At 65.5% G+C, this 13,447-nt stretch carries 13 protein-coding genes; 4 read left to right on the top strand and 9 right to left on the bottom strand.

The features are described from left to right. Positions 1-247 precede the first annotated feature (247 nt). Entirely contained in the window at positions 248-3,379 is a 3,132-nt protein-coding gene (locus tag ACZ1A1_RS00420; RefSeq protein ID WP_463618288.1) for a bifunctional diguanylate cyclase/phosphodiesterase, read from the bottom strand. Positions 3,380-3,653: 274 nt separating this feature from the next. Here ACZ1A1_RS00420 and ACZ1A1_RS00415 point away from each other — a divergent pair, with 274 nt between their 5' ends. Then, positions 3,654-3,914, top strand: a complete 261-nt coding sequence (locus tag ACZ1A1_RS00415; protein WP_313192250.1) for a DUF1344 domain-containing protein — start codon at positions 3,654-3,656, stop codon at positions 3,912-3,914. A gap of 14 nt (positions 3,915-3,928) precedes the next feature. On the opposite strand, the gene ACZ1A1_RS00410 is transcribed toward ACZ1A1_RS00415, so the two are convergent. From ACZ1A1_RS00410 to ACZ1A1_RS00395, 4 genes are all read right to left on the bottom strand, one after another. Further along, positions 3,929-4,510, bottom strand: coding sequence for a histidine phosphatase family protein (locus ACZ1A1_RS00410; protein WP_463618287.1), 582 nt, complete (start codon positions 4,508-4,510; stop codon positions 3,929-3,931). 19 nt (positions 4,511-4,529) lie between these two features. After that, positions 4,530-5,348 (bottom strand): enoyl-ACP reductase FabI, encoded by an 819-nt coding sequence (fabI, locus tag ACZ1A1_RS00405; protein WP_119254947.1) that lies wholly within the window; start codon positions 5,346-5,348, stop codon positions 4,530-4,532. A gap of 132 nt (positions 5,349-5,480) precedes the next feature. Next, a complete protein-coding gene (locus tag ACZ1A1_RS00400) occupies positions 5,481-6,524 on the bottom strand; it encodes a DnaJ C-terminal domain-containing protein (protein ID WP_463618286.1) in 1,044 nt (347 codons plus the stop codon). Positions 6,525-6,625: 101 nt separating this feature from the next. Next, complete coding sequence (locus ACZ1A1_RS00395; protein ID WP_460929893.1) at positions 6,626-7,096, bottom strand: RT0821/Lpp0805 family surface protein; 471 nt, start codon at positions 7,094-7,096, stop codon at positions 6,626-6,628. A 30-nt stretch (positions 7,097-7,126) separates the two neighbouring features. Here ACZ1A1_RS00395 and pdxH point away from each other — a divergent pair, with 30 nt between their 5' ends. Further along, on the top strand, positions 7,127-7,747 hold the full coding sequence (gene pdxH / locus ACZ1A1_RS00390; protein WP_415214149.1) for a pyridoxamine 5'-phosphate oxidase: 621 nt from the start codon (positions 7,127-7,129) through the stop codon (positions 7,745-7,747). Between the two features lie 155 nt (positions 7,748-7,902). On the opposite strand, the gene ACZ1A1_RS00385 is transcribed toward pdxH, so the two are convergent. Together ACZ1A1_RS00385 and ACZ1A1_RS00380 are read right to left on the bottom strand one after the other, a co-directional pair. Beyond that, positions 7,903-8,958: a polysaccharide deacetylase family protein gene (locus tag ACZ1A1_RS00385; protein ID WP_463618285.1), complete on the bottom strand. Its 1,056-nt coding sequence runs from the start codon at positions 8,956-8,958 to the stop codon at positions 7,903-7,905. Between the two features lie 36 nt (positions 8,959-8,994). Further along, the gene (locus ACZ1A1_RS00380; RefSeq protein WP_313192258.1) at positions 8,995-9,138 is read right to left on the bottom strand and encodes a hypothetical protein; all 144 of its coding nucleotides are present in this window, start codon (positions 9,136-9,138) and stop codon (positions 8,995-8,997) included. Positions 9,139-9,225: 87 nt separating this feature from the next. Between ACZ1A1_RS00380 and ACZ1A1_RS00375 the strand changes: the two genes are divergently transcribed. Continuing rightward, the gene (locus ACZ1A1_RS00375) at positions 9,226-10,113 is read left to right on the top strand and encodes a LysR substrate-binding domain-containing protein (protein WP_463618284.1); all 888 of its coding nucleotides are present in this window, start codon (positions 9,226-9,228) and stop codon (positions 10,111-10,113) included. Between the two features lie 3 nt (positions 10,114-10,116). Here the strand turns inward: ACZ1A1_RS00375 and tldD are convergent, their stop codons facing one another. After that, positions 10,117-11,532, bottom strand: coding sequence for a metalloprotease TldD (tldD, locus tag ACZ1A1_RS00370; protein ID WP_463618283.1), 1,416 nt, complete (start codon positions 11,530-11,532; stop codon positions 10,117-10,119). A 78-nt stretch (positions 11,533-11,610) separates the two neighbouring features. Continuing rightward, complete coding sequence (locus tag ACZ1A1_RS00365) at positions 11,611-12,141, bottom strand: invasion associated locus B family protein (protein WP_119254513.1); 531 nt, start codon at positions 12,139-12,141, stop codon at positions 11,611-11,613. Between the two features lie 416 nt (positions 12,142-12,557). On the opposite strand from ACZ1A1_RS00365, the gene coxB reads away from it, so the two are divergent. Beyond that, the gene (gene coxB / locus ACZ1A1_RS00360) at positions 12,558-13,442 is read left to right on the top strand and encodes a cytochrome c oxidase subunit II (RefSeq protein WP_463618282.1); all 885 of its coding nucleotides are present in this window, start codon (positions 12,558-12,560) and stop codon (positions 13,440-13,442) included. The last annotated feature ends 5 nt before the right edge of the window (positions 13,443-13,447 follow it).

The following is a 13,447-nucleotide window of genomic DNA, read 5'->3' as shown; positions in this document are numbered from 1 at the left end:
AGATATGCGCCCTCTCTTAGTGGAAAAAGGCGGGGAGGGACAAGAGTTTCGCGCTTCTGGCGGCGCGATGTTGCGATTGCCCCTCATCCGGCTGCCGCCACCTTCTCCCCGCAGGCGGGGCGAAGGGACATCTGGCCCGGCTTTCCTTCCGGCGGAACGCTTGCGATTGAGGGAAACGATGCATCCTCCCCTTCGCCCCGCCTGCGGGGAGAAGGTCCCGGCAGGGGGATGAGGGGCAGCCTCGTAGCTAAGACGCGACCTTCCACCGCATCTCGGTGCCGAAGGCGAGGAACGCCTCGCGCGAGAGCGGCCTGGCGAAGGCGAAGCCCTGCAAAAGGTCGCAGCCGAGCCGGTTCAGCATCTCGGCGTGCTCCATCGTCTCGACGCCCTCCGCGACGATCTCGATGCCGAGCGAGCGGCCGATCTCGATGATCGAGCGCACCAGCGCCTGCTCGTTGTGCGAGGAGAGGATCGGCGCGACGAGCTGGCGGTCGATCTTCAGCCGCTTCGGCTTCAGCTTCAGGAGGCTGACGATGGAGGTGTGGCCGGTGCCGAAATCGTCGATCTCGATATCGATGCCGAGCGCCTTGATGCGCTCCAGATTGGCGAGAACGACGTCGTCGCTCTCATCGAGGAAGATCGATTCCACCAGTTCGAAGGAGATCTGGCCGGGCTGGATGGAAAGGCCGGTGAGACTGTCGATCAGGCTCTCGTCGCGCAGGCGCCGGGCTGAGACATTGACCGAGATCTTCGGCATGATGAGGCCCTGCGCCGCCCAACGGGCGCAGTCGATGAGCGCCTTTTCGAGCACGATGCGGTCGAGCGTCGCCATGACGTTGAGATCTTCGGCGATCTTGAGGAAGCGGTCGGGTGTCAGCAGGCCGTCGCGCGGGTGATTCCAGCGGATCAGCGCCTCGGCGCCGGCGAGCTTCATCGTGCCGGCATCGATCTGCGGCTGGTAATAGGGCACGAATTCGTTGTTCTCGATGCCCGAGAGGATGTCGTCGGCGATCCGCTTGTTCGAGATGATCTCGGCCTGCAGCACCTCGGTGAAGAATTCGTGGCGGTTCCGTCCCATCGCCTTGGCGCGGTAGAGCGCGATGTCGGCATTGACGAGCAGCTTCGCCGTGTCGATGGCGCGGCCCTCGGCGAGCGCAATGCCGATGCTGACGCCGAAGCGGCACAGATGCCCCTCGTATTCGACGGGCTGCTGCATGAGGCCGATGATGCGGCGGGCGAGCGTGCTGAGATAGGTCTCGTCCGTCGTGCCGCCGGCGACCACGAGGAATTCGTCGCCGCCGATGCGCGCGACGAGATCGCCCGGCCGCACGCAGGAGCGCAGCACCTGCGAGGCGTGGACAAGGAGGGCGTCGCCGGCCGCATGGCCGAGCGTGTCGTTGATCTGCTTGAAGCGGTCGAGGTCGATATGCAGGATGCCGACGCGCTCGTCGGCGGTCCCGCTGCGCGCGGCGATCGCCGTCAGCTCGTCGTCGAGCCTGCGGCGGTTGGCAAGGCCGGTCAGCGGATCGTGCAGCGCATTGTGCTCGATGCGGTCCTTGGCCTGCTCCAGCTCGACATTCTTGGCGTCCGCCTGTTCCTTCGCCGCCTTGAGGCTCTGCTTGAGGATCACGTCCTCGGTAACGTCGAAGGCGAGGCCGATGAGCTTGCGCCCGCCGTCCGGCGCGTGATGGATCTTGCCGACGGAGCGCACGTGGCGGACCGCGCCTCCGGCCAGCAGGATGCGCGATTCGTGCACGTAGGGAAGGTCGTGCTCGATGCAGTGGCCGACATTGTCGATGATCGCCTGCCGGTCCGCTTCGTGGATCGCGCCGAGCCACATCTCGCGCGTCACGATGCCGTCCGTGTAGGCCAGGCCGTAGAGCTGGTGCATGCGCTCGTCCCAGAGCGTCACGTTGCTGTCGAGGTCGGCTTCCCAGAGGCCGCACTGGTAGGAATCGAGCGCAAGGTCGAGGCGCCGCGTCAGCTTGGCGAGCTCGGCGTTCTGCACCTCGGCATGTTCCTTGGCATTCTGGAGCGCCTGATTGAGCAGGACGTCCTCGGTGACGTCCCAGCTGATGCCGGTCAGCTTCTCCAGGCCGTTCGGGCCGACGAGGCGCGAGCCGACATTGCGGATATGGTGCCAGCTGCCGTCCGGCATGAGGATGCGGTATTGCGACTTGTACTCGCTGCCGCCGGCGCGGATGAAGTCCATCTCCGCCCTGGTGGTGGCGACGTCGTCGGGATGCAGCACCGAGCGCCATTCCTCGTCGTTCGGCGTCTCGTTTTCGGGAAAGCCGTGCAGGCGGTGCATCTGGCTGTCCCAGCTGCGCGTGCCCGCGGGCAATTCGATTTCCCAGATGCCGATCTTGGAGGCGTCGAGCGCGATGTCGAGGCGCTGCGACAGGGACTGCACCTGCCGCTCGCGCGCCCTCAGCCGCGCCATGTTGCGCTGCCGCTCGCTGACGAGGCCGCCAGTGAGGAAGATCGGCACGATGATGATGAGCGCGGCGGCGGTGGCGGCCAGCCGGATCTGCGCGAGGTTGGCGGGCGGATGGTGCCAGCCGTCGGACGGAACCGCGCCAAGCTCCCAGCGCCCGCCGGGAAAATCGAGCACCTGCACGACCGGGTCATTGTCGAACACGTCGGCGCTTCCGAAGAACGGATCGACGATATTGTCCGGCACGCTCACGTCGCGGATGGCCAGCTCGATATCGGTGGTATGCTGCGGCGCGCCCTGGCGCATGCGATGGCCGGTCTGGAGGAGGCCGGCGTCGATGAGCAGCCTGCGCTCGTCGATCAGCCCGTCGATATAGCCCCAGAAATCGCTTCGCGCGCCCATACGGGTGAAGACCGGCATGAAGAGGTGGAAGCCGCGCCCGCCGCTGGCGAATTCGACCGGGCCGAGCATCAGCGAGCGCCCGCGCGCCCGCGCGCTCTCCGCCGCGGTGCGGAAGGAGGGGAAGCGGTTGAAGTCCGTGCCGATATAGTGCTCCGCGCCCTGCCGCGGAAACGCCTGCGAGACCCTGCCGCCGGGCGCAACGCCGATCCGGCGGAAGTGGTTGTTCTGCACCATCAGCTTGTGGGCGAAGGCGTCGAACTGCGCCATGCCGTTGTCGGGAGCGACGGAGAACAGGTTGGAGATGCTGCGCAGGGCGGCGATATTGCCCCGCACCTCGCTTTGCAGGCGTGCGGTCGCCAGCGTCAGGTCGGCCGACACGTGGTTCTGCAATTCGCTGCGGTAGATGTTCTCGTTCTGCCGCTCGTAGAGCACGTCGCCGGTCAGGATCACGCAGCCGGCGATCACCGCGGGAACGAGCGACGGCCGCGCCCACTCTGCGATGGACGCCAGATGACGGCGAAGGACGGAGGACAAAGGCAAAAGGGGTTCCCCGGTTGTGGCGAAACCCTACGGGAGGCTTCCTTAAAATTGCATTTATAAGCAACTGAAATACTTGCGCTTCCTCCCGAACGGGGCACCGGCGGCGGCCTGTCCGTTGGACAATGCGGGGGATGACGCGCGGCGCCGCCTTGATTCGCGCACCCTTTCCCGTCATCCATTCCATCCGGGACGGGCAACGGGCGAATTTCGCCATATTTGGGGGGCATCTGACGTGACCGGCAAAAAGACTGATTCATTCCCAGGGGGTCGCAAGATGCGGTTGCTCATCGCTACACTGATGGCCATGGCCGTTTTCCTTTCACCGCTTGCCGCTTCCGCGGAAAGCGCCGATGTCGAGGCGGTGATCACCAAGGTGGACACGGCCAATCTCAGCCTGTCGCTGGACGACGGCAAGAAGTACCAGGCACCGGAGGAGTTCAACTTCGAGGGCCTTGAGCCGGGCGTGAAGGTGGTGGTGTTCTACACCGAGGTCGACGGCAAGCGCGTCATCAACGATCTGGAGATCGTGCAGTAAAGGGCCGCGCTGCCCTAAAGCCAGTGCATCCCCGTTCCGTCGAGCCTGAGAATGCGGTCCTGATGGATCGGCGTGTTGGCCGCCTCTTCCTCATCCATGCCATTCAGCCGGAAGGCGGCGCGGAAGACGCCGCCGTGGCTGACGCAGACCGTCGGGCGCGTCACGTCGCCGAGGAAGGAGCCGATGCGCCAGCAGAGGATCTCGTAGCTTTCGGCGTCTTCCCCCGGGGGAATGAAGTTCCATTTGGCGTGGGCGCGCTCTTCCACCCGCTCCGGGGCGCTCGCCTTCAGCTCGGCGAGCGTATGACCCTCCCAGTCTCCGAAGGAGAGTTCGACGAGGCGTGGATCGGTGCGATAGGCGAGCGGGTCGAGGCCCATGGAGCGGCGCAGGAGCTCCATCGTCTCGCGCGTGCGCCCGAGGGGGCTCGCCACGAAATCGAAATCGGAAACGGTGTCGCCGAGAATGCCCTTGAGGGCATGGCCGTTGCCGGCCGCCTGGCGGCGGCCGGTATCGTTGAGCGGGATGTCCTTCTGGCCTTGCAGCCTGCCCTCTGCATTCCACGCGGTCTGGCCGTGTCGGATCATGTAGATGAGCAAGGCGGATCCCTGAAGTGCGTCAGTCCTTGATGACGGAAATGTCCGGCGCGTCGACGGCCTTCATGCCGATGACATGATAGCCGCTGTCGGCATGATGTGTCTCGCCCGTGACGGAGCGCGACAGGTCCGACAGGAGGTAGAGGCCGACATCGCCCACTTCCTCGATGGTGACGGTACGGCGCAGCGGCGCATTGTACTCGTTCCACTTGAGGATATAGCGGAAGTCGCCGATGCCGGAGGCCGCGAGCGTCTTGATCGGGCCGGCCGAGACGGCGTTGACGCGGATGTTCTTCGGGCCGAGGTCGACGGCGAGATATTTCACGCTCGCCTCGAGCGCGGCCTTGGCGACGCCCATGACGTTGTAGTTCGGCATGACCTTCTCGGCGCCGTAATAGGTCAGCGTCAGCATGGAGCCGCCGTCGGTCATCAGCTTTTCCGCACGGCGGGCGACCGACGTGAAGGAATAGACCGAGATCTGCATCGTCTTGGCGAAGTTGCCGGGCGTCGTGTCGACATAGCGGCCCGTCAGCTCTTCCTTGTCGGAAAAGCCGATGGCGTGCACGATGAAGTCGATCTTGCCCCACATCTTCTCGATATTGTCGAAGACTGCGTCGATGGACGCCTCGTCGGAAACATCGCAGTCGCCGGCCAGCACCGCGCCGATTTCGGCGGCCAGCGGCTCGACGCGCTTCTTCAGGGCATCGCCCTGGTAGGTAAAGGCGATTTCGCCGCCCTGTGCATGGATAGCCTTGGCTATGCCCCAGGCGATGGAACGGTTGTTGGCGACGCCCATGATGACGCCGCGCTTGCCCTTCATCAGACCAGATGCCTGAACCATGGTTTGCCCCCTGATATCAAAGTCGAAATTGCCTATGGCATAGGCGGCAATGCGGTTCAAGCGCGCGGGGGTTCAGGAACTGTTAGCATCCGTAACATTGGGTGCATGTTTCACAGAAGAGTCATAAATCGATTAAAGGTAGAGACCTTCGCGCAGCGACCGCATGAGATCGATCATCTTGGCATCCGGCTTCTCCCACAGGAGAAGGCGGATTTCGGCAATGAGATCACCACGTTCGCCGTTGTCTCTCGTCAGTCCCTCGCCCTCGATGCGGATCGCCTGGTCCGATCCCGACCAGGCCGGAACCGTCACGGGGATCGGGCCGAGCGGGCCGTCGATCGTCGTCTCGCAGCCGAGGACGGCGTTCTCGATGGTGATTGGCAGGTCGATCCTGAGATCGAAGCCGTCGGTGCGGAAGCGGCCGGGCGCGACTCGCACGGTGACGACGGCGTCGCCCCGCCGCAGATTCTCGATGCGGTATCCGGCCTCCCTGAGGCGGATCACCTGCCCGTCCGTCGTGCCCGCGCCGATCGGCACACGGATGGTCTGGCCTTCCGGCGTCTCGATGGTCGGACGCACCTTGTTGAGGATGTCCTCCACCGTCACGGTGACGTCGGCGACGAGATCCGGCGCCTTGTCGATCCTCGACCGGCTGCCGCGGATGCGGCGGATGATGGCGGAGATGATGGCGCCGCCCGGGGCGCTGCCGCGCGCCGGCATCGTCTCGTCGGTGGCGGCCTCGTCCGACGGCTTGCGCGCGTCCTGCTGCGGCTGGGCCGGCGAGGCGGATTGCGCCTGTGGCTGGGGACGGGCCTGCGGCCTCGGCTCGGCCTGCTGGCCGCGGGAATCGACGCCGAAGATGCGGGCGATCATGTCCTCCGCGTCTTCCGACATGCGCGGGGCCTCGGTCCTGCCCTTGCGCTCGGCCTCGCGGCGGCGCATCTGCTCCATGCGGCGAAGCTCGGCTTCGCGCTGCTGGCGGTCGTAGCGGCTGCGCTTTTCCGGGTCGCGCAAAAGATCGTAGGCGCGGCCGGCCTCGGTGAAGCGGACGGTCGCGAGCGGATCGTCGTGATTCTGGTCGGGATGCACGGCCTTCGCCAGCGAGCGCCAGGCGGCCTTGATTTCCTCCTGCCCGGCATTTTTCTTCACGCCGAGGACCGAATAGGGATCACGCATTACTTCCACCCGTTTCCGTTTACAGTCCAAGATAGCGAGGAACGTCCTAATCGGCTGTTACGGATCAGGGTTGAGAAAGTGCAAACATGCCTCGAACAGGGTCAACCTTGGCGGTCGAAGGCGAGCAGCAGCCATTCGCCGGTATTGCCCATGCAGGTGCGTCCGGTGAAGCTTGCGATGCCCTGGTAGGAGTGCTTGGTCGTCACGAAGTCGCGGCAGGTGCGGCCCGCCCTGTCCTGGTTTTCCGCGATGCTGCTGATGACGCCCGCGCTGCCCGAGGCGGAGTTCGCCCATGGAATGGGGTTGCCGCCGGTGCGCAGGAGGTCGGCCGAGGACACGGCGTTGCGCACGGTGATCTCGTCGGTCAGCCGTTCCGCGTTGCCGTTGGGCACAGTGTTGGTGCGCACCGTCTTGTCGACGTTGCTGTCCGAGGAGAACAGGTCAAGACCGCTCATGCAGCCCGAAAGCGCCACGCCGGACATCATGACGGCGGCGAGCCCGAGGCTGCGCGTCCAGTTTGGCTTTGTCTCCGGTCGCGTCTTTGTTATGTCTTTCACTCCAGACTGCCTCATACAGCTAGATAGATCGGCATTGATTCAAATATGAGCGATAATGCGTTAACAAGCGGTGACTTCACCGAGCAAAACGAACCCTATGCCCTGTTCGGCGCATGGCTGGCGGAAGCCGGTAAGACCGAGCCGAACGATGCCAACGCGCTGGCGCTCGCCACCGTCGACGAGACGGGCCTGCCCAATGTCCGAATGGTGCTGCTCAAGGGCTTCGACGAGCGGGGCTTCGTCTTCTACACGAATTTCGAGAGCCGCAAGGGCGTGGAGATCCTCGGCGCCCGCAAGGCGGCTATGTGCTTCCACTGGAAATCGCTGCGCCGCCAGGTGCGCGTGCGCGGCGACATCGAGATCGTGACGGATGCCGAGGCCGACGAATACTATGCCTCGCGCCCGCGCGGCAGCCGCATCGGCGCATGGGCCTCCAAGCAGTCGCGCCCGCTCGAAAGCCGCTTCGCGCTGGAAAAGGCCGTTGCCGAATATACCGCGCGCTACGCCATCGGCGACATTCCCCGCCCGCCCCACTGGTCCGGCTTCCGCCTGAAACCCGTCTCCATCGAGTTCTGGCACGACCGCCCCTTCCGCCTGCACGACCGCGTGGAATTCCGCCACACGGAGGATGGCAAGGGCTGGACGAAGGTGCGGATGTATCCGTGATGTTTGCGATGGGTCGGAGCGCTTGCCTCTCATCCCCCTGCCGGGATCTTCTCCCCGCAAGCGGGAAGAAGGGGCAGAACGGTGCGCCCATCGCTCCTCGCCCCGCTTGCGGGGAGAGGATGCCGGCAGGCAGGTGAGGGGCAATTGCTCGAAGCCTACCGCCGCATCAGCCGGAACGGGATGCCCGAGGCGAGCGCGCCGACATATTTCGGCTTCTGGTAAAGCCCGTTCAGCGAGATGCGGGGAAGGGCGGTCGGCATGTCGAAGGAGCGCGCGGAAAGCGTGCCGGGCTCGGTCGTCACGGCGGCGCGGAAGCCGAGGTCCCTGGCGAGGCGGTATTCGCGCGGCGATGCGGCGGCGCGGTCGCCATAGGGATAGGCGAAGGTTTCCGGGCGCTGGCCGGTGATCGCGGCGATGCGCTCGGCCGACTGGTCCATCTCGCGGTGGGCCTCCTCCTCGCCAAGGCGCGACAGCGCGCGGTGGCTGACGGTGTGCGCGCCGATCGAGGCGAGGGGGTTGAGCACGAGGCTCTTCAGTTCCGGCTCGCGCATGACAAGCCGTTCCGTGATCATCAGCGGATCGATGCCATGGGCCTTCGCCACGGTGTCGAGCCGCTCGATGGCCTCGGCCTCGTCGGATCCGCCATGGACGAACCTTGCGAAGCGGGCATAGGCCGCCTGCTTCTGGAAGGGCGTGGCGAGCGGCATGGTGACGGGGCCGGAGCCGAAGTCGAATTCCAGATGCGGTACGGCGCGCAGCAGCTCCGTCACCGTCTCCCACCAGATGCCATGCGTCTTGCAGGAAAGGCCGGGCGCGACGAAGACGGTGAAAGGCACCTTGTGCCGCGTGAACACCGGCTGGGCATGGACCGCATTGTTGCGGTAGCCATCATCGAGCGTGAAGGCGGCGAAGCGCTCGCCGGCACGCGCGATGGCAAGGCGCGCGGCCATGTCTGCAAGCGCGACGAACTGGTAGCCCTCGTCCCGAAGGTGCTCGATGGCGGCCTCCAGGAATTCCGGCGTGATCTCCAGATGCGCATTGGGATCGAAGGTCTGTGGTGCCTTCGGCCGCACATGATGCAGAGTGAAGATCGCGCCCATGCCGCGGGCGGAGGCCATCAGCCCGACGCGCTCCGCCAGATGCGCGAACTCCAGCCCGCCGGTGATCACGGCGCGCTTCAGTCCCTGTCGCATGACGCTGCGGATCGGCATGTCGTCTTCGTCTTCCCTTGCTGTTTTCCGCCGCGGTTATCGCATCCGGTCGGTATCCGAGTGGTTAACAACGGCTTTCCTGTGACGGGGCGGCGCGGGGCGGCCGGACTGGAAGGTGAGGATGCGGATCACCTCCAGGAAGATGGTCGTGAGATCGGCGAGCATGTTTCGGTCCTCCATGCCTGTTTTCCGCATGGATTGTCCGCCCGCTTGCCTCCCGTCCTCAAACGAGTTTATCGTCGACTTCAGATGACTTGAGGTTATGCGATGAAACGTGGACGGCTGCCGCTGACGGCGCTGAGGAGCTTCGAGGCGGCGGGCCGGCTCGGCAGCTTCACGCTTGCCGCCGACGATCTCGCGGTCTCGCAGGCCGCCGTCAGCCGGCAGGTCAAGGAACTGGAGGCCGATCTCGGCAGGCCGCTCTTCGAGCGCCGCCACCGCGCCGTGCGCCTGACGCCGGCGGGGCAGGCGCTGCTTGCCGTCCTGTCGCGCTCCTTCGATGCCATCGACGCCAGCCTGTCGGAGGTCCGTGGCCGGCGCGGCGGCGGGCTGGTGGAAATCAGCGCCGAGCCGTCCTTCGCCGCCTGCTGGCTGGTGCCGCATCTCGACGATTTCCGCGCGGGCCATCCGGAGATCGACGTCGCGGTCGATTCCGACATGCGGCTCATCGATTTCCGCACCCACGAGGCGGAGATCGCCGTGCGGCATGGACTGGATGCGAAGGCCTGGCCGCGCACCGAGGTCGACCACCTGGTCGACGTGGAACTCGTGCCGGTGATCGCGCCGGGCCTTCTTGCCAGCGGTCCCGCGATAAGGACACCGGCCGACCTTCTCGCCCATACCCTGCTGCACGAGGAGAACCGCAGCGTCTGGGAGCGCTGGTTCGCCGCCGCCGGCCTGCCGGACGTGACGCTCGGTCGCGCGCAGATCTTCGCGGAGGGCAATCTGGTGTTGCAGGCGGTGCTGCGCGGCCACGGCGTCGCGCTGGTCGACAGTTTTCTGGCAGCCGAGGACATCGCCGCCGGCCGCCTCGTCCAGCCCTTCGACCTGTCGATCCGCCACGGCGCCTACTGGCTGGTGGCGCGCAGCTTCAAGCGCCTCTCGCCGGAGGCCCGCGCCTTCCGCGACTGGCTGCTGCGGCGCATCGAAGCCTGAAGATCAGGCCTTCGTGCCGCCGACGGTGATCTGGTCCATTCGGAGATGCGGCTGGCCGACGCCGACCGGCACCCACTGGCCAGCCTTGCCGCAATTGCCGATGCCGGTATCGAGCTTCGTGTCGTTGCCGATCATCGAGACGCGGCGCATGGCGTCCGGCCCGTTGCCGATCAGCATGGCGCCCTTGACCGGCGCCGTCACCTTGCCGTCCTCGATGAGATAGGCCTCGGTGCAGCCGAAGACGAACTTGCCCGAGGTGATGTCCACCTGCCCGCCGCCGAAGGAGACGGCATAGATGCCGTTCTTCACCGAGGCGATGATCTCCTCCGGCGTCCTGTCGCCGGAGAGCATGTAGGTGTTCGTCATGCGCGGCATCGGGCGGTAGGCATAGCCCTGGCGGCGGCCGTTGCCGGTCGCCTTCATGCCCATCAGGCGGGCGTTCTGCCGGTCCTGCATGTAGCCGACCAGCCTGCCGTCCTCGATCAGTACGTTGTAGGCTGAGGGCGTGCCCTCGTCGTCGACGGTGATCGAGCCGCGGCGGTTGTCGATAGTGCCGTCGTCGACGACGGTGACGCCCTTTGCGGCGACCTGCTCGCCCATCAGCCCGGCGAAGGCCGAGGTCTTCTTGCGGTTGAAGTCGCCTTCGAGCCCGTGGCCGACAGCCTCGTGCAGCATCACGCCCGGCCAGCCGTTGGAGAGCACCACGTCCATCGTGCCCGCCGGCGCCTCGACGGCTTCGAGATTGACGAGCGCCTGGCGCAGTGCCTCGTCGGCGCCCGCACGCCAGCTTTCGCCGGTGAGGAAGGCGTCGAAGGTCGTGCGCCCGCCGATGCCGTAGCTGCCGGTCTCCTGCCGCTCGCCCTCGCCGACGACGACGGAAATGTTGACGCGGGTCATCGGGCGGACGTCCGTGACGCGGTGGCCGTCGGCGCGCAGGATATTGACGACCTGCCAGCTCGCGGCGATGGAGGCGGTCACCTGCCGCACCTTCGGGTCCTTGCCGCGCAGATAGGCGTCGATCTCGGTCAGGAGCGCCACCTTCTGCTCGAAGGTCGGCGAGCCGATCGGATTGTCCTGCGTATAGAGCTGTCGATTGGTGCCGACGGGCGCGTCGGCATAGTCGCCGGAATAGCCGCGCGTCACCGCGCCGGCCGCATCCGCCGCGCGCTTCAGCGCCGAAAGCGTCATCTCGCCGGAATGGGCATAGCCGACCGCCTCGCCCGCGACGGCGCGCAGGCCGAAACCCTGGTCTGTATTGAAGCTGCCGCCCTTGAGGCGGCCGTTGTCGAAGGAAAGCGACTCGGCCTGCGCATGTTCGAGGAACAGTTCGCCGTCGTCCGCCCCCTTCAGCGTTTCCCGCAGCACCGCCTGAACGGACGCCTCGTCGGCATCGAAGAGGGAAAGAAGGTCGGTGTTCATGGGCGGCTCCGCAGGCTCTTGAATACGGGGCTCATGTAAGTTCCCCGGCGGCGGGCGGCAAGCCCGCCGGTGTGCCTCTTACGGCAGCGCGTCGTAGCCTTCGCCGAAGCCCTTGAGGTCGACGGGGATGCCGATGCCCTCTTCCGGCGACTGGAAGACGATGAAGGTGGCCGTCGCGCCGGAGCGGAAGGTCTTCAGGAGCTCGTCCTCCAGCACGACTTCGGCATAGCAGCCGTCGGAGAAGCAGCGCACGAAATAGGCGCGGCCGATATCCTTGCCGTCGACATTGAGGCCGAGGCCGTTCGGCAGGAGAACGCCGAGGGGGGCGAGCACGCGCAGGATCTTCGCCTTGCGGTCGGCGGTCTTGAGCACGACGACCGACAGGCCGAGCTCGGGCCGGTCCTCGGCTAGCACGTTCTGCATCAGGGCGCACTGTTCGCCGGAGGCGCCGGCCGGCTGATCGCAGACGATCGACCAGGCGCCATGGTTCGATTTCACCGTGCCGGGCTGCTGTGCCGCCGCAAGGGACGGGAGCGCTGCGGCGCCGAGCCCCAGAACGGCAGCTCCAAGTGCCGCCCGGGACAGCCGGGAAAGGGAAGCAAAACCCATGAAAACCTCGGAATCTCGAATCAATCGCGGTATCTTTGAATAGGCGGCGGGGAAATGAAAAGCCCCGGCCGCTCATTTCCGATTGATTGAAGGCGGAAATTGGACGGCGGACGGGCCGGACGACGATACTTTATATAATAAGCCGCACGTGCTGCATTGCCCCGCCCTGCGGGCGCATGCCGCGCCGAGGACGGGCAGGGCGCTTCGGCTCGCCGCGGCCAAACCTTTCATGCTATAGGGAATTATGAAGAAACTGTGGGGAGTCGCCCCGGGCTTTTGCTTTTGCGCAAAAATGCCGCACGGGGTGTCCCCCATGGCTGTTGCGGCGAGCATGAAACTATGATTTTAAGCACTCAGTATAGCAGGGATTCTGCGCGCCTGTTTGATCCCAATCAAACGCCTTGGGGAGATACGTTGTGAAAAACAAAGCTTTTGCAGTTCTGGCCGCGATCGGCTGTCTGCTCTTTGCTTCGACCGCCTTCGCTGACCAGCCGATGCCGTGGCAGAAGGGCCTGCAGCCCGCCGCGACCTCGATCATGGAAGAGGTCCGCTGGTTCGAGCAGTACACACTCTGGTTCATCGTCCCGATCACCCTTTTCGTCCTGCTTCTCCTGATCCTCGTCGTCGTGAAGTTCCGCGAAAGCGCGAACCCCGTCCCGTCCAAGACCAGCCACAACACGCTGATCGAAATCGTCTGGACGCTCGGTCCGGTCATCGTACTCCTCTTCCTCGCCGTTCCTTCCTTCCAGCTTCTGACCAAGCAGCTCGCTCCGACGGAAGAGCCGGAAATGACGATCAAGGCCACCGGCTACCAGTGGTACTGGGGCTACGAGTACCAGACGGGCGACAATCCGCTTTCCTTCGACAGCCTGCTGATGGCCGACGCCGACCGCGCTGCCGCCGGCAAGGAAGACAAGGCGGTCTATCCGCGCCTCTTGACCGTCGACAACGAGCTCGTCGTGCCCATCGGCAAGCATGTCCGCCTTCTCGTCACCGCCGCCGACGTGATCCACGCCTTCGCCATGCCGTCCTTCGGCATCAAGATCGACGCCGTGCCGGGCCGTCTCAACGAGACCTGGTTCAAGGCCGATCGTGAAGGCCTGTTCTACGGCCAGTGTTCCGAGCTCTGCGGCAAGGACCACGCGTTCATGCCGATCGCCATCCGCGTCGTCTCGCAGGAAAAGTTCGATACCTGGCTTGCCGCCGCCGCGACGAATGTCGGCGATGCAAACAAGGCCCTGATGGCGTCTGTCGATGGTGCGGCCAAGTCCGTCGCCGTCGCCGAAAACGCCGCGCAGTAATACTA

Source organism: Shinella sp. R2-11 (assembly GCF_055330205.1).
The sequence above is the reverse complement of the archived record's forward strand: the minus strand, read 5'-3'. Positions and strand labels throughout refer to the sequence as shown.

What these genes read in the sequence shown, in the direction of transcription:
- ACZ1A1_RS00415 (WP_313192250.1), top strand. Translation starts at nt 3,654, where the DNA reads ATGCGGTTGCTCATCGCTACACTGATGGCCATGGCCGTTTTCCTTTCA.
- fabI (WP_119254947.1), bottom strand. Translation starts at nt 5,348, where the DNA reads ATGGTTCAGGCATCTGGTCTGATGAAGGGCAAGCGCGGCGTCATCATG.
- ACZ1A1_RS00400 (WP_463618286.1), bottom strand. Translation starts at nt 6,524, where the DNA reads ATGCGTGATCCCTATTCGGTCCTCGGCGTGAAGAAAAATGCCGGGCAG.
- ACZ1A1_RS00395 (WP_460929893.1), bottom strand. Translation starts at nt 7,096, where the DNA reads ATGAGGCAGTCTGGAGTGAAAGACATAACAAAGACGCGACCGGAGACA.
- pdxH (WP_415214149.1), top strand. Translation starts at nt 7,127, where the DNA reads ATGAGCGATAATGCGTTAACAAGCGGTGACTTCACCGAGCAAAACGAA.
- ACZ1A1_RS00385 (WP_463618285.1), bottom strand. Translation starts at nt 8,958, where the DNA reads ATGCCGATCCGCAGCGTCATGCGACAGGGACTGAAGCGCGCCGTGATC.
- ACZ1A1_RS00380 (WP_313192258.1), bottom strand. Translation starts at nt 9,138, where the DNA reads ATGGAGGACCGAAACATGCTCGCCGATCTCACGACCATCTTCCTGGAG.
- ACZ1A1_RS00375 (WP_463618284.1), top strand. Translation starts at nt 9,226, where the DNA reads ATGAAACGTGGACGGCTGCCGCTGACGGCGCTGAGGAGCTTCGAGGCG.
- tldD (WP_463618283.1), bottom strand. Translation starts at nt 11,532, where the DNA reads ATGAACACCGACCTTCTTTCCCTCTTCGATGCCGACGAGGCGTCCGTT.
- ACZ1A1_RS00365 (WP_119254513.1), bottom strand. Translation starts at nt 12,141, where the DNA reads ATGGGTTTTGCTTCCCTTTCCCGGCTGTCCCGGGCGGCACTTGGAGCT.